Source organism: Ancylobacter sp. GW821-FHT10E12 (assembly GCF_058809335.1).
This window is the reverse complement of the sequence record NZ_JBXASN010000001.1, coordinates 82,585-97,123: the sequence shown is the minus strand read 5'-3', so window position 1 is coordinate 97,123 and position 14,539 is coordinate 82,585. Positions and strand designations below refer to the sequence as shown.

13 protein-coding genes and 1 pseudogene are annotated in these 14,539 nt (G+C 68.2%); 2 read left to right on the top strand and 12 right to left on the bottom strand.

What is annotated here, in order from left to right; all coding sequences use genetic code 11:
* Positions 1-176: 176 nt before the first annotated feature.
* Genes AC1RU4_RS00475 through AC1RU4_RS00440 form a run of 8 tightly spaced genes read right to left on the bottom strand, consistent with a single transcriptional unit; the run spans position 177 to position 7,975 of the window.
* Entirely contained in the window at positions 177-707 is a 531-nt protein-coding gene (locus AC1RU4_RS00475) for a cupin domain-containing protein (protein WP_492889016.1), read from the bottom strand.
* A gap of 26 nt (positions 708-733) precedes the next feature.
* The gene (locus AC1RU4_RS00470) at positions 734-1,357 is read right to left on the bottom strand and encodes a glutathione S-transferase (protein ID WP_492889015.1); all 624 of its coding nucleotides are present in this window, start codon (positions 1,355-1,357) and stop codon (positions 734-736) included.
* Between the two features lie 18 nt (positions 1,358-1,375).
* The gene (locus tag AC1RU4_RS00465) at positions 1,376-2,560 is read right to left on the bottom strand and encodes an LLM class flavin-dependent oxidoreductase (RefSeq protein WP_492889014.1); all 1,185 of its coding nucleotides are present in this window, start codon (positions 2,558-2,560) and stop codon (positions 1,376-1,378) included.
* A gap of 34 nt (positions 2,561-2,594) precedes the next feature.
* The gene (locus tag AC1RU4_RS00460; RefSeq protein WP_492889013.1) at positions 2,595-3,719 is read right to left on the bottom strand and encodes an LLM class flavin-dependent oxidoreductase; all 1,125 of its coding nucleotides are present in this window, start codon (positions 3,717-3,719) and stop codon (positions 2,595-2,597) included.
* Positions 3,716-4,915 (bottom strand): acyl-CoA dehydrogenase family protein, encoded by a 1,200-nt coding sequence (locus AC1RU4_RS00455; RefSeq protein WP_492889012.1) that lies wholly within the window; start codon positions 4,913-4,915, stop codon positions 3,716-3,718. Before AC1RU4_RS00455 ends, AC1RU4_RS00460 begins: the two co-directional genes overlap by 4 nt.
* Positions 4,908-6,431, bottom strand: coding sequence for a tripartite tricarboxylate transporter permease (locus AC1RU4_RS00450; protein WP_492889011.1), 1,524 nt, complete (start codon positions 6,429-6,431; stop codon positions 4,908-4,910). Before AC1RU4_RS00450 ends, AC1RU4_RS00455 begins: the two co-directional genes overlap by 8 nt.
* A gap of 4 nt (positions 6,432-6,435) precedes the next feature.
* Complete coding sequence (locus AC1RU4_RS00445) at positions 6,436-6,975, bottom strand: tripartite tricarboxylate transporter TctB family protein (RefSeq protein WP_492889010.1); 540 nt, start codon at positions 6,973-6,975, stop codon at positions 6,436-6,438.
* Entirely contained in the window at positions 6,959-7,975 is a 1,017-nt protein-coding gene (locus AC1RU4_RS00440; protein WP_492889009.1) for a tripartite tricarboxylate transporter substrate binding protein, read from the bottom strand. Before AC1RU4_RS00440 ends, AC1RU4_RS00445 begins: the two co-directional genes overlap by 17 nt.
* Before the next feature lie 140 nt (positions 7,976-8,115).
* On the opposite strand from AC1RU4_RS00440, the gene AC1RU4_RS00435 reads away from it, so the two are divergent.
* Positions 8,116-9,015 carry a LysR substrate-binding domain-containing protein gene (locus AC1RU4_RS00435; RefSeq protein ID WP_492889008.1) on the top strand — a complete coding sequence of 300 codons (900 nt, stop codon included), beginning with the start codon at positions 8,116-8,118 and terminating at the stop codon, positions 9,013-9,015.
* Between the two features lie 109 nt (positions 9,016-9,124).
* Here the strand turns inward: AC1RU4_RS00435 and AC1RU4_RS00430 are convergent, their stop codons facing one another.
* A complete protein-coding gene (locus tag AC1RU4_RS00430; RefSeq protein ID WP_492889007.1) occupies positions 9,125-9,949 on the bottom strand; it encodes a lytic murein transglycosylase in 825 nt (274 codons plus the stop codon).
* A 574-nt stretch (positions 9,950-10,523) separates the two neighbouring features.
* Here AC1RU4_RS00430 and AC1RU4_RS00425 point away from each other — a divergent pair.
* Positions 10,524-11,315 carry a glycosyltransferase family 2 protein gene (locus tag AC1RU4_RS00425; RefSeq protein WP_492889006.1) on the top strand — a complete coding sequence of 264 codons (792 nt, stop codon included), beginning with the start codon at positions 10,524-10,526 and terminating at the stop codon, positions 11,313-11,315.
* Positions 11,316-11,479: 164 nt separating this feature from the next.
* Here AC1RU4_RS00425 and AC1RU4_RS00420 read toward each other — a convergent pair.
* The 3 genes and pseudogenes from AC1RU4_RS00420 to AC1RU4_RS00410 form a co-directional block, all read right to left on the bottom strand.
* Positions 11,480-11,926, bottom strand: a pseudogene (locus AC1RU4_RS00420) (phosphatase PAP2 family protein); the annotation flags it as partial.
* A gap of 349 nt (positions 11,927-12,275) precedes the next feature.
* Entirely contained in the window at positions 12,276-12,608 is a 333-nt protein-coding gene (locus AC1RU4_RS00415) for a lipid-A-disaccharide synthase N-terminal domain-containing protein (protein WP_492889005.1), read from the bottom strand.
* 2 nt (positions 12,609-12,610) lie between these two features.
* Positions 12,611-14,326 carry an ArnT family glycosyltransferase gene (locus AC1RU4_RS00410; protein WP_492889004.1) on the bottom strand — a complete coding sequence of 572 codons (1,716 nt, stop codon included), beginning with the start codon at positions 14,324-14,326 and terminating at the stop codon, positions 12,611-12,613.
* Positions 14,327-14,539 lie beyond the last annotated feature (213 nt).

Below are 14,539 nucleotides of genomic sequence, written 5' to 3'. Positions count from 1 at the left end.
TTAATATATTATTGATCGAACTCTTTTCGCCCGACCTCCCGAGCGGTCATCCCTCGCTCGGGACGGCCGGCAATCCTGGCCACGAATCCAGGGCCCGTCGGCACGGGCGGATCGAAAATCTACAGCTGCGGTCGGCGCGTCCGCGGAATGGTCAGGTCGTCACCCGCAGGCGCCCCTCAACCCGGCGCCTTGTGGATCGGGTCGACCCAATAGACCGCCTCCGGCTTCTCCACCGGCTCGATATCGGCGAGGTTCACCACCACCGCCTCGTTGTCGGAGCGCACCAGCACGCATTCCAGCGGCTGCTCCGCATCCGCGTTGATCTCCTGGTGCGGCACATAGGGCGGCACGAAGATGAAGTCGCCCGCCTCGGCCTCCGCCACATATTCCAGCCGCTCGCCCCACCGCATGCGCGCCTTGCCGCGCACCACATAGATCACGCTCTCCAGCGCGCCGTGATGGTGCACCCCGGTCCTGGCGTCCGGCTGGATCGTCACCGTCCCGGCCCAGATCTTCTGCGCCCCGACGCGGGCATGGTTGATCGCCGCCTGCCGGAACATGCCGGGCGTCTGCGCCGTATTGGCATCCAGCCGGTCCCCCTTGATCACCCGAACCCCGTCATGCTTCCAGCGCTCCTCGGCGGAAGCATGGCCGTGGGAAGGACCGTGATCATGGGGATGCGGATGGTCGTGCGGATGGTCGTTCATCGTCTGCTTCCCTGCCTGGATCGGGGTCACGCGGCCTGCGGTTCCGGCGCGCGGGTCGCCTCAAGGCTGGGATGCGCCGAGATTGCCGCAAACCAGTCCCTCGCGCCCGGATAGGCGCCGCGCCAATCGTAGTCGGGAAAGCGCAGGTCGAGATAGCCGAGCGCGCAGGCAAGCGTGATGGTGCCGATGGTGAGGTCCGGCGACAGCGTCGCCGACCATTCCTCGATCCGCGCCAACGCCGAGCCGACCTTGTCGAACTGCCGCTCCTGCCAGAGCGCCCAGCGACGCTCGACGGGACGCGCGGTCTGCTCGTAGCGAACCAGCAGCGCGGCATCGAGCAATCCGTCGCCCAGCGACTGCTGGGTCAACGCGGTCCAGCGCGCCGCGCCGTCGGTGGGGAACACCCGGCGCCGGCGCGTATGGGCGTCGAGATATTCGGCGATCACCCGGCTGTCGAACAGCGTCAGCCCGTCATCGGTGAGCAGGGTGGGTACTTTGCCGAGCGGGTTGCAGGCGACCACGCGCGCATCGCGGTCGATCGGATGCGGCGCGGTACCGATACGCTGGATGATCGCGTCATGGCCGGTCTCGATGGCGACGGTGGCGACCTTGCGGGCATAAGGTGAGGTAGGCGAATAGTACAGCTTCACGGGATCTATCCCTGAAAATCACGCGGCAGCGACGGCGGAAGCAGCGGAGACGGAGATCTTGCGGCGCTCGGCGATCACCTCGCGCGCCCGCGGCAGCAATTCGCGGCCATACTGGATGGCATCGACCAGCGGATCGAAGCCGCGGATCAGGAACTTGCTGATGCCGAGCGCGGCATAGTCGGCCAGCGCGTCGGCCACCTGATCCGGCGTGCCGACAAGGCCGGTCGAATTGCCGCTGGCGCCGGTGAGCGCGGCAATCCCGGTCCACAGGCACTTGTCGAGACGGGGGCCCTTGGCCGCAGCTTCGAGCAGGCGGCGCGAACCTTCGTTCGGCGGCGCGACATCGGGGTCGCGAGCCTTGCGGGCATTGTTCGGCGCCCGCCCGTCGCCGCCGCCCGACCGCAGCGCCTTGGCGCGGGCGAGGATGTCGTCGGCCTTGGCCCAGGCCTTCTCCTCGGTGTCGGCGAGCACCGGGCGCAGCGACAGGCTGAATTCCGGCCTGCGCCCATGCACGGCCGCCGCCGCCCGCACCCGGCCGACCAGATCGGCGACCTGCTCATAGGTCTCGCCCCAAAGCGCATAGACATCGGCGTGACGGCCGGCGACGGCGAGCGCCGCCGGCGAGGCGCCGCCGAAGAACACCGGGATGCCCGCCGGGTTCACCGGCCTCACGTCGCCGAAGCCGGCGCGGACCTTGTAGTAGCGGCCGTCGAAATCGAAGGGCGCCGGGCTCGTCCATTCGCGCCGCAGCACCTCGATATATTCGTCGGTACGCGCATAGCGCTCGTCCTTGGTGAGATGGTCGCCGTCCTGCGCCAGCTCGACGTCGTTGCCGCCGGTGATGATGTGCACCGCCACCCGGCCGCCGGAGAACTGGTCGAGCGTGGCGAGCTGTCGCGCCGCCAGCGTCGGCGCCGTGAAGCCGGTGCGATGGGCGATCATCAGCTTCACCCGCTCGGTGACGCTCGCCACGTGCTGGCCGATGAGGATGCTCTCGGCCGAGGTCGAGTGGAAGGCGACCAGCACGCGGTCGAAGCCGACATAGTCCTGCGCCTTGGCCACCGCCTCGATATAGGGGATGTCGAGTGCCGGGCCGGTGCGACGCAGCGCTTCCGAATTGCTGAAATGGCCGACATAGCCGATGAATTCGAGGTTGCCGACATCAAGGTTGCTGACATCGAGGCTGCTGACATCGAGGCTCATGGGGCGTGCTCCGGGCTGGCTGAAGGGACGGGCATCATTCGGCGGCGACCGACACGGCAGCGTCGCGCTCGGCCACCAGCGCGCGGATTCGCGGCAGCAGCTCGCGGCCGTATTGAATGGCATCGACGATCGGGTCGAAGCCACGGATCAGGAAGCGGCTGACGCCGAGGTCGTAATAATCGAGCAGCGCGTCGGCGACCTGGTCCGGGGTGCCGACCAGCGCGGTGGTGTTGCCCTGAGCGGCGGTGAGAGCGGCGATGCCGGTCCACAAGCGCTTGTCGAGCCTCGGCCCCCTGGCAGCCGCTTCCAGCAGGCGCCGCGAACCTTCGTTGGGAGGCACGTCGCCGGTCTTGCGCTTCTGGCGGATATTGTGCGGCGACTTATGGTCGCCGCCGCCGTTCCGCAGCGCGGTCGCACGCGCGAGGATGTCGTCGGCCTTGGCCCAGGCCTTCTCCTCGGTATCGGCGATGACGGCACGGATCGACACGCTGAAGGACGGCGAGCGGCCATGCGGCGCCGCGGCGGCGCGCACCCGGCCGATCAGCTCGGCGACCTGCTCCAGCGTCTCGCCATAGAGCGCATAGACGTCGGCATGGCGCCCGGCGATTTCGATCGCCGCCGGGGAAGCGCCGCCGAAGAAGATCGGGATGCCTTCCGGCCTCACCGGCTTCACGTCGCCGAAACCGGCGCGGACCTTGTAGTAGCGGCCGTCGTAATCGAAAGGTTCGGTGCCGGTCCATTCGCGGCGCAGGATGTCGATATATTCGCCGGTGCGGGCGTAGCGCTCGTCCTTGGTGAGGTGATCGCCGTCCTGCGCCAGCTCGGCATCATTGCCGCCGGTGATGATGTGGGTGACGATGCGCCCGCGCGAAAACTGGTCGAGCGTGGCGAGCTGTCGCGCCGCCAGCGTCGGTGCGGTGAAGCCGGGCCGGTGGGCGATCATCAGCTTCAGCCGCTCGGTGACGCTCGCGACGTGCTGGCCGATGAGGATGCTCTCGGCCGAGTTCGAGTTGAAGGCGACGAGCGCGCGGTCGAAGCCGACATATTCATGCGCCTTGGCCACCGCCTCGATATGGTCGATGTCGACCGCGGGGCCGGTGCGGCGGGTGATCTCGGACGAATTGAAGTGGCCGATATAGCCGATCAGCTCGACGCTCATGACAGTGTCTCCGAAGGGGTTGGGCCGGGCGCGGCGGTCAGTGCGGACCTGCCGGCGGCGATGAGCGCGGCGTCTTCCTGCGGCGTGTGGATACGCCCACACAGGACGTTGCGATGGTGGCGCTCGAGTGGGTTGTTGCGGCTTATGCCGTGGTTGGCGGACAGCCGCAGTGCGATGTCGACCGCGGCAATGGCATTCTCGGTGACGGTGAGCTTGACCAGCCCGGCCTGCTCCGGCGTCGGCACGCGGCCCTCGTCGACGTCGCGGGCAAACCGCAACGTCAGCGCGGCGTTGACCTGCAGGAGCTTCTCGATCCGCCCGACCTCCTCCTGCACGCGCGGAAGGCTGGCGAGCGGCGCGCCGAGAGCGGTCGGCACGCGCCCGCGCAGGAAGCCGATCACCCAGTCGCGCGCCGCGCGGGCGATGCCGTCATACACCGCGCCGAGCAGCACGCCATGCCAGACCGCCTGCAGCGGCTCCTTGCCGGTCCAGTCCTCCGGCCGGCGCAGATCGGCCGCGTATCGCCTCGGGACGGCGACCTCGTCGAACACCACGTCATGGCTGCCGCTGGCCCGCATGCCGAGCGCGTTCCAGGTCGGCTCGATGACGATGCCGGCGCTCGCCGCCGGCACCGCGAAGCGGCCGACCCGCGTCTCCGCCTCGTCGGTACGTGCCCAGACGATCATCCAGCCGAGCACCGAGGAGCCGGTCGAATAGATCTTCCGCCCACTGATCGCCCAGCCCGAGACGGTGCGCCGGGCGATGGTCGCCGGCAGGCCGCCGCGCGTCGGCGAGCCGAGTTCCGGCTCGACGCGCAGCGAGTTGATCAGCCCGCCGGTGCGCACCGAGCTGCCCAGCACCTCCGCGAGCAATACCGGATCCCAGCGCCCCTGCGGCAGGGTGGCGAGGTTGAGATACTGCATGAACAGGACCAGCGCGGTGGAGGGATCGCCCTCGGCGAGGGTACGGATCACCTCCGCCGCTTCGGTGAGCCCCACCCCGGCGCCGCCATGGGCCGAGGCGGCGGTGAGCCCGGTCAGCCCTTCGGCATGCAGGGCGGCAAAGTTCTCCACCGGCACCTCGCCGGTCGCGTCGTAACGCGCGGCGGTCTCGGCGAAGCCGGCCGAGAGCCGGCGCGCCCGCGCCAGCGCCACGCCCGGCCGGGCCAGCGGATGCAGGCGCAGCGGCTCAAACATCGGCGGCCTCCTCGCCGAACAGCCGCCCGCCGCGAACCTTCAGCAGCGCGGGAACCACGATGGCGCCGACCAGCGCCAGCACGCTCAGCACAAGGAACAGGATGGCGAGCCAGCTTGAGACGAAGATTCCCAGATCGCCGCCGGATATGGTCATCGACTGGCGGAAGGACTGCTCCATCATGCCGCCCAGCACGAGGGCGAGCACCATCGGCGCCGTCGGGATGTCGAGCTTGCGGAAAGCATAGCCGAGCACCCCGAAGCCGAACACGACGTAGAGGTCGAACACGCTGCTGTTGACCGCGAACACGCCGATCGAGGCGATGGCGATGACGAGCGGGAACAGGATGCCGGTCGGTATCCGCAACAGCTGCACGAAGAGGAAGATCAGCGGCAGGTTCATCACGAACAGCACCACGTTGCCGATATACATGCTGTTCACGAGGCTCCAGAACAGCTCCGGGTGCTGGTTGATCAGCAGCGGGCCGGGCTGGATGCCGAGAATGACGAAGGCGCCGAGCAGGACGGCGGTCGCGCCCGAGCCCGGCAGGCCGAGGGCCAGCAGCGGCACCATCGAGCCGGCAGAGGAGGCGTTGTTGGCGGCTTCCGGCCCGGCGACGCCCTCGATCATCCCGGTGCCGAACTTCGCCTTGTCCTTCGAGAGCGCGCGCTCGAGGCTGTAGGACAGCATGGTCGAGACCGTCGCCCCGCCGCCCGGCAGGACGCCCTTGGCGAAGCCGATCGCGGTGCCGCGCAGGATCGGGAAGATGGAGCGCCGCCATTCCTCGCGGGTCAGCCATAGCCGGCCCTTGATGCCGACGAGCTGCGCCGGATTGCGGAAATGGTCCTCGAGGCTGATGAACACTTCCGACAGCGCGAACAGGCCGACGGCGGCCAGGATGAAGTCGACGCCGTCCAGCAGCTGCGGGAAGCCGCCGGTGAAGCGCGGCATGCCGCTCTGCAGGTCGATGCCGATGGTCGCGATGACCAGACCCAGCAGCATCGACAGCAGGCCGCGAGCGACCGTGCGTCCGCCAAGCGACGCCGCGGACAGCATGGAGAACACCATCAGCGTGAAATATTCCGGCGGGCCGAACTGCAGGGCGAACTGGGCCAGCGGACGCGACAAGACGCTCAGCAGCACGATGCCGACGGTGCCGGCGATGAAGGAGCCGATGGCCGAGACGGCAAGGGCGGCCCCGGCGCGCCCGTTCCGCGCCATCTGGTAGCCGTCCAGCGTCGTCATCACCGACGAGGCCTCGCCCGGCGTGTTGAGCAGGATCGATGTGGCCGAGCCGCCATACATCGCGCCGTAATAGATGGCCGCGATCATCATCAGCGCGCTTGCCGGGTCCATTCCGAACACGATCGGGATCAGGAGCGCCATGCCGGCGGACGGCCCGAGGCCCGGCAGGATGCCGACGATCGTGCCGAGGAAGCAGCCGATGACGATGTAGATCAGGTTCGCCGGCTGCACCGCGACCAGGAAGCCGTCGAGAAACAGGCTGGTGCCGTCCATGGCGCTATCCGAAAATCTTCCCGACCGGCAGGAGCACGTCGAGCAGGTCGTTGAAGAGGAAGAATGAGCCGACCGCGAAGGCCGGCGGGATGAGAAGCGCCGACCAAAGCCGGCGCCCGTCGAAAACGTAGATCAGGCCGGCCAGGAACAGCGCGGTCGCGAGGATGTAGCCGAGCCGGTCGAAGGCGACGAAATAGACCAGCGTCCAGCCCATGATCCCGGCGGCGATGCGGTAGCGCAGATCGCGGACGTCGAAGCCGGCGCCCGCGACCGCCGCCTCGTCGCGGAACAGCACCAGGCCTTCGACCAGCAGGCCGACGGCGCAGAGCAGCAGCGCGGCGCCGAGCAGATAGGGAAACGCCTTCGGCCCGACCGGGTCGACGAGTTGCGGCGTACGCAGCCCGCTCGTCGCGTGCATGTAGCCGACGGCGAAGACGGCCGTTACGGCGGACAGGACCAGACTGATCCGGGCCTGTGCGCCGAGCCTGCGGAACAGGGGCACCGACAGCGCCCCCGCATCCACCGGGCTATTGCTGTACGACATTGAGGCCGAGCCCGCTGTAGATGTCGGAATAGCGCTTCGACTCGTTCTCGAAGAACGTCGCCGTGTCGACGCTGTTCAGATAGCGCGGGTTGAGGTCGCTCTTCTTCACCTCGTCATCCCACTCCTTGGTTTTGACCAGCGTGCCGAAGGTGTCGTCCCAGAATTTCACCTGCTCGGCGGTCAGGCCCTTCGGTGCGACGATGGCGCGCCAGGCATAGATGACGGAATCGACGCCCAGCTCTTTCCAGGTGGGCACGTCGGCAAGGAAGCCGCCCGCGCGTTCGGTGCTGGACACGGCGATGGGACGCAGGTCGCCGGACTGCACGAAGGACAGCACCGGCTGCGGCGAGGAGACGACGACGTCGATGCGCCCGCCGAGGGCGGCGGTGATGGCTTCGGCATTGCCGTTCGAGAAATTGACCGTCTTGAGCTTGCCGCCCTTGATGTCGACCCCGACACTCTTGGCGAGCGCGAGCGTGGCGATGTGCTGCACGGTCCCGAGGCCGGTGGCGGTGGAGAACACCACCGAGGACGGGTCCTTCTTCAGCCGGTCGATGAGGTCCTGCGCCGTCTTGATGCTGGACTTGGCCGGCACCGTGAAGACCACCGTTTCGTCATAGAGCAGCGCGATCGGCGTGAAGTCCTTGTAGGTGATCGGGCTGCGGCCGAGGATGTTGTTGGTGATCAGCGGCGTGTTGACGAGCTGGATGGTCTCGCCGGATCCGACCTGGCTCGCCGTATAGTTCAGCGCCAGCGCATGGCCTCCGCCCGGCTTGTTCACGACGATGCTGGTATCGGGGATCGTGCCGTCCCGCACCAGCCATTCGCGGATCAGCCGGGCATTGCGGTCGAGCCCGCCCTCGCCGGCCGCGGTGCCGAGAACGATCTCCACCCGCTTTTCGGGCTTCCAGCCGTCGGCGGAGGCCGACGTCGCCAGGGCGGCGGCGAGAAATGCGGCTGGCGCAAGTGCCGTCCACTTGAATGAGTTGAGCAAAAACATGGAACCTCCAAGCGCCGCGATGCACCTAATTGTCTATCGATTTACAAGAATATTAGGCGACGGGAATTTGGCAAATTGATTCTGCGCGCCAACAATTTTATAAAATTAATGAGACGATGAATTCGGACAGCAGCTCGACAATGATTCCGCGCCTCGCCGCCGACACCCACCTCCCCGCGCGGGGCAATCTCGACATGGCCCTGCTGCGGACCTTCGTCACCGGCGTGCGGCTCGGCAGCTTCTCCCGCGCGGCCGAGCGCGTGGGACGCACCCAGTCGGCCGTCAGCCTTCAGATGCGCCGGCTGGAGCAGCAGCTCGGCGTGCGCCTTTTCCACCGCGAGGGACGGGGCCTCGGCCTCAGCGAGAGCGGGCACACCTTCTTCGTCTATGCCGAGCGCCTGCTCGACCTGAACGACGAGGCGCTGGAGGCGCTCTCGCCTCGGGATGAGGCCGGCGAGGTTCGGCTCGGCATCCCGCCCGATCTTGCCGAGAACTGGCTCCCGAAGATGCTGGGGCGCTTCAGCCGTTCGCACCCCGGCGTGGCGATGGAGGCGCGGGTCGACCGCAACTCGGCGCTCATGCACGACATCGCCGGCGGGCGGCTCGACATCGCGCTGGTCTGGGATCGCAATTCACCTGCGGCCGAGGCGCCCGGGGAGTTCGTCTCCGAATTGCCGATCGTGTGGATAGGCCCGGACGGTTCGGCGCCGCCGGATGAGGGCGCCATCCCGCTGGTCGTCATGGGCGAGCCCTGCCTGTTCCGCGCCCATGGCCTCGCTCAGCTCGAGGACATCGGCCGGGGCTGGCGCGTCACCTTTACCAGCTCGAGTCTCGCGGGATTGTGGGCGGCGACCTCCGCCGGGCTGGGCATAACCGTCCGCACCACCCTCGACCTGCCCAAGGGCCTGGTTGCCCTGAGCCATCCCGGCCTGCCGACGCTCGGCAGGGTGAGCCTGCGCGCCTGTCTCGCCGAATCCCCCTCGCCCACCGTCAAGCGTTTTGCCGCCATGCTGATGCAGACGATCCGCGAAGCACTGTAGCCGTCGCTCCGGCGCGAAGAGATCGTCGCGTGCCCGCCCCTCGGCACCGATCGCGCCGCCGCGCATGCCGACCTCGATTCCGGGCCGCCGCGGACCCGGCCGTCCAGGATCAGTCGGCGATCTTGCTGGCGAAGAGGGCGATGGTCTTCTGGTAGACCGAGGCCCGGTTCCAGCCGGCCAGCGCGCCGGCATTGGCGCCGTTCTCCCACGACATGCCGCTCCAGCCATAGCCGCGCAGGTAGTTCGCGGTGGAGGCGAGCACGTCGGCGGGGCTTCGGATGAGGTCGGCATGGCCGTTGCCGTCGAAATCCACCGCGAAGCGCATATAGGAGGTCGGCATGAACTGCGTCTGGCCGAGCTCGCCGGCCCAGGCGCCCCGCATCTCGCCGACGGAGAGATCGCCGCGCTGGGCGATGCGTAGCGCGTCGAGCAGCTGGCCGGTGAAGAAATCCGAGCGGCGGCAGTCATAGGCCAGCGTCGCCAGCGACGGGAACACCGGTTTCTTGCCCAGATTGGCGCCGTAATCGGTCTCCAGCCCCCAGATCGCGACCAGCACCGGTGCTGGCACGCCGAACTGGCGCTCGATGCGGGCGAGCACGTCGGCATATTGCTTGAGCTTGGCCTTGCCCTGCGAGATCCGCCCGGCCGTCACCCGACCGGCGGCGAACTGCTCGAAGCTGACCGCGAAGTGCTTCTGGTTGCGGTCGAGCCGGATGACGCCGGTGTCGTATTGCACGCCGTCGAGGGCGGCGAGCGTGCGGGGGGAGATGCCCTGCGCCGCCGCGACCTTGCGGAAATCGCTCAGCCAGGCCGGGAAGCCGGCGCCGTCATTGCCACAGGGAGCCGCGAGCACCGGCGCGGTCAGCGCCGAGAGCAGCGTGAGAACGAGAGAGCCGCGCGTCAGCGCGGCCTGCCAGTCGAAGCGCGAGAACATGCAACCACCCCGTCGATTTACCGGACCTATCTAGGCCGGGCCGGCGAACGCACGCAAGGCGAGCAGGCATATGCCGGTACGCAATCATGAGACAGGGTGAACGCGGGCCGGCCAGCATCCTGCTCGCCGCCGAGGAAGCGGACGATCAACCCCCGTTCCACGACAGACCGGGCGACACCGACAAGCGGTCATCGAGGCGGCAACCTTCCATCGAGCAAGGGGTTAAAGCCCGCGATCGGCCGGGGCAGGACACGATGTTGGAGCGCCGGTTCCGCCGCATTCCACCTGCCCCATCGGCGTCCTGTACCCGAGAGGAGGGTGCCATTCCCGCCCCACGCTGTGGCTTCGGCGCCGCACCATATGGCGGTGTGTCGATCGGGCCTCACGCTGCATTGCAACATTCTCGTCTGCGGCTATAATCCTCCTCCGTGAGGTAGCGTTTGTGATAGAACAGTCGTCAATCTGACATCATTCGGCATGTGCTTGCCGTCGCTCTTTTGACTCCGTTTGTCGTTTTCATCGCAATTTCACCGAAGCCGGACAGTATCGGCGAAATGATCGAGAACCCGATACGATGCGCGTCTCAGTCGTGATCCCCGCCTATAACGAAGCCGGTAACATCGGCCGTCTCGTTACGGAAACCTTCCACGTTCTGCCCGATGACATCTTGGGCGAGGTCGTGGTGGTCGACGATTGCAGCGATGACGGCACCCGCGCCGAAATCAGGGCGCTCATGGCGGTGCACCCGCGGCTGCGCTATCTCCGTCACAGCCGCCGCGGCGGCCAGAGCGCCGGGCTGCGCACCGGCATTGCAGCCGCCGGCTTCCCGGTCGTCGCCACCATGGATGGCGACGGCCAGAACGATCCTGCCGACATACCGGCCCTGCTCGCCCGCCTCGCCCCGCCCGGCGCCAAGGGGCCGGCCCTGGTCGGCGGCCTGCGCGCCCGTCGGCTCGCCACCGGCTCGCGCCGCTTCGCCTCGGTATTCGCCAATCGGCTGCGCGCCTATCTCCTGCAGGACGACTGCCCGGATACCGGCTGCGGCATCAAGGTCTATTGGCGCGAGGCGTTCTTGCGCCTGCCCTATTTCTCCAGCATGCACCGCTACCTGCCGGCGCTGTTCCTCAGCTACGGGCACGAGGTGGCCTATGAGCCGGTCGGCGATCGGCCGCGTGTCGCCGGCGCGTCGAAATACACCAATTTCGGCCGCGCCCTGGTCGGCATCTACGACCTGTTCGGCGTGACGTGGCTGAGGCGCCGCACGATCGTGCCGCCGATCGCCGAGGACAGCGGCGCCGCCATTCCGCTGAGGCCGGCGGCGATCTTCTCGACCAGCAAGGCCGAGGCCGACAGCGCCACCGTCTGAATTCCGGCCCGCGCCACGCCGCGCATCGCCGAATCCAGAGCGGCGACCACGGCGGCGCCGGCCTCGCGCAGGTTCTCCCGCGACCGCAGGCCCGCCCGCGTCAGATTCGCCTCGATGCGCTCATTGGCGAAGAGATGGGGGTGGCTCACATAGAAGATCTGCCGCAACGCCGCCGCGAGGGTCAGCACCAGCGCGATCGAGATGGCGACGTCGGACAGGAAATGGCCGCCGAACGCCACCCGGTTGAGCGAGACCAGCGCAACGCCGGCGCCGATCAGCACCGCCACCTGCCCGCGCCACGGGCGCGGCACGAACAGTGCCAGCGGCAGCAGGCACGCCACGGTCGCCGCCTCGCCGGAGACGAAGGAGCGGTGGGTGAACATATGCTCCCCGAAGGACCACGCCTCGACGAAGGGGACGGAACCACCGAACTCCTCGACCTTTACCGGCCGCGGCCGACCCCAGAAGCTCTTCAGCACCCCGTTCACCAGCAGCACCGGGCCGAGCAGATAGAGGCTGACGAAATAGAGCGTGAAGCGCGGCGGGAACAGGCAGGGAAGCCGGGGATAGACGAGCTTCAGCACCAGCGCGACCAGCAGCACGATGGCCATCGCCACCGGAATGTTGCTGCCCACCATGCGGAGGTCCTGCAGCGTGCCGACATGCGCGAGCGGGAACCCGACGCCCGGAACATAGAAGATGCGGGTAACGGCAAGGTCGATCCATGGAATCAGCGCGAACAGCGCCGACAGCGCGAGGGTCGCGAGACCGCACGCTATGACCTTGTTATCGGCGCAGAACGCCCCCACCCGCACCGCAGCCGCCCTTGCCGATCGCATCCGCCCCCTCCGCATCCGCGCATCCCTGAGCGGCGAGTGAAGGGCAGCCCCATGAAAGGCTGATGAAAGCGTGACGGAAACGCGCGACCGACGAGGGGGAAATCCCCAGCTCCGCGCCGGCTCAGGCGGCGGGGTCCGGCTGGCCCTCGGACTTCAGCGGGGCCGGCACGACGACCGGCGAGCTGTTCAAGCGCTCGCGTGCCACGAAATAGATATTGCGGGCATAGATGAGCAGCCCCGAGGCCTGGCCGAAGATGAATACCGGGTCTTCCCGATAGATCGCATAGGCGAGCAGCGTGAGCCCGCCGACGATGGACAGCACCCAGAACGCCATCGGCACCACGCTGCGCCGGGCCCGTTCGCTGGCGATCCATTGCACCAGAAACCGCCCGGTGAACAGCGCCTGACCGATGAACCCGATCACGAGCCACGGCGTGATGGATAGTGACATCATGCTCACGATCCCTTCGCTCCGCCGACCGCCGGGGCGGCCAGGATCTGCAGCGTCATCCAGCTGCCATTGCCCAGATTGAAGCCGGACACCGTATCGATCAAGGTCGCCCGCCGTCCGATCTCGCTCTCGCGCGCCTCGAAACCCGCGCGCTGGCGATTGGTGACGGCCGCCACCCGGCACGACGAACCGTCGAGGAAGTCGGCGGCGGCGGCGCCGGTGCCGTAGCGGATGTCGGTGCCGAGCATGAACAGCGTGCTCGCCTCGGTGAATCCCGACACCATGATCTCAGGATTCGGGCACGGCGTGTGGGCGGCGATCGACCGGGCGAGCTGCGGCGACACCCACAGCGCCTCGATACGCGGCGCCGCCACGCCGAAGCCGAGCCCGTAGAGCACCACGGCCTGGGCGACGAGCAGCGGATAGGTGGCCTCAAGCGTCGCCCCGAGCGCCCGCCGCACGGCGACGACGCCGATGACGGCGGCCAGCGCCGCCAGCAGCAGCGCCTCCACCGGCAGCAATCGGGACAAGGCGTAGAGCGCGGCGACGAGGCCGAAGCCGGCCAGGATGCCGCCCACCGCGGCGCCGGCCGCCAGCAGCCGCGCCCAGGTCGCCGGAGGCGTCAGCCGGCCGGAGGCGAGCGCCGCGCCGGCGAGCAGCGCGATCGCCGGATAGGCCGGCAGCGTGTAGTGCGGCAGCTTGGTCGCGGTGATCTCGAACACGATCCAGAACGGCACGATCCAGCACAGGCAGAAGCGCACCGCCGGCTCGGCCCGGCTCGACCACACCCATGGCGCCGCGATCGCCGCCAGCGCCGCGCCGGGCCAGAAGATCACGAAGAAGGCGAGCAGATGCGCGCCCGGCGGCGCGCCATGCGATTCCTGCCCGGTCGCCACCTTACCCAGCAGGTCGTTGCCGATCGCCTCGTGGAAGAAGTCCATGCCGGAATTGAGCGCGATGGCGATCAGCCAGGGGAGCACCACCGCGAGCATGAGCGGAATGCCGATCAGCGGCCGCAGCGGCTTCAGCCAGCCGGCCCGACGCTGCCAGATGACGAGGCCGGCGACGGTGAATCCGGCCAGCATCGGCACGATCGGTCCCTTGATCAGGATGCCGCCGCCCATGGCGCCCCAGAACAGCAGCGTCCAGCCTATCGAAACCCGCTCGCCCGCCGGCGTGGTGTAGAGGCGTGCCAGCACATATTGGCCTGTCACCGCGAAGGCGAGCAGCGTCGCATCGGTCTTGGCGACCCGCGCCTCGGTGCCGAGGATGATGGAGGCGGTGAGCAGCGCCGCTCCGACGAAGGCGGCGCGGGGATTGAACAGCCTGAGGCCGATCGCATGGGTCAGCAGCACGGCGATGAGCGCGGCCAGCAGCGAGGGCAGCCGATAGGCCCAGATCGGCGCCTGCGGGCCCATCCCGGTCAATTTCACCGCCGCCGTCTGCAGCCAGTAGATGCCGATCGGCTTCTTGAAGCGCGTCTCGTCGTGCAGGCGCGGCGTGACATAGTCGCCGCTCTCCACCATCTGCCGCGAGGCCTGCGCGAATCGCGCCTCGTCGCGGTCGATCACCGGCAGGGTGAAGAAGCCCGGCAGCGTACAGGCGAAGAACAGCAGCACCAGCAGGAGACGCGCATGGCGTTCGCCAAGTCCGGCAAGAGCCCCGGCAAAGGAGGGAGCGCGGGCGCCCCCGGCACGCACGGATCCGGCTGCATCGCTCATCGTCCGCCAATTCTCCTTGGTTCCGCCGGGCGCGGCCATCCGGCCCCGCTGCTTGCTTCGTCCTACCACATGACACCGATGTGATCGATTCATGGCAAAGTCGCGTCGGCAAGCCGCCTCGATCCACAAGCCGCCGCGATCCACATGGAGCGCGGGTGTCGCATTCTCGCCCCATGGCTGGGCAAGAGCATCGATCGTGGCTATGTGAGCGGC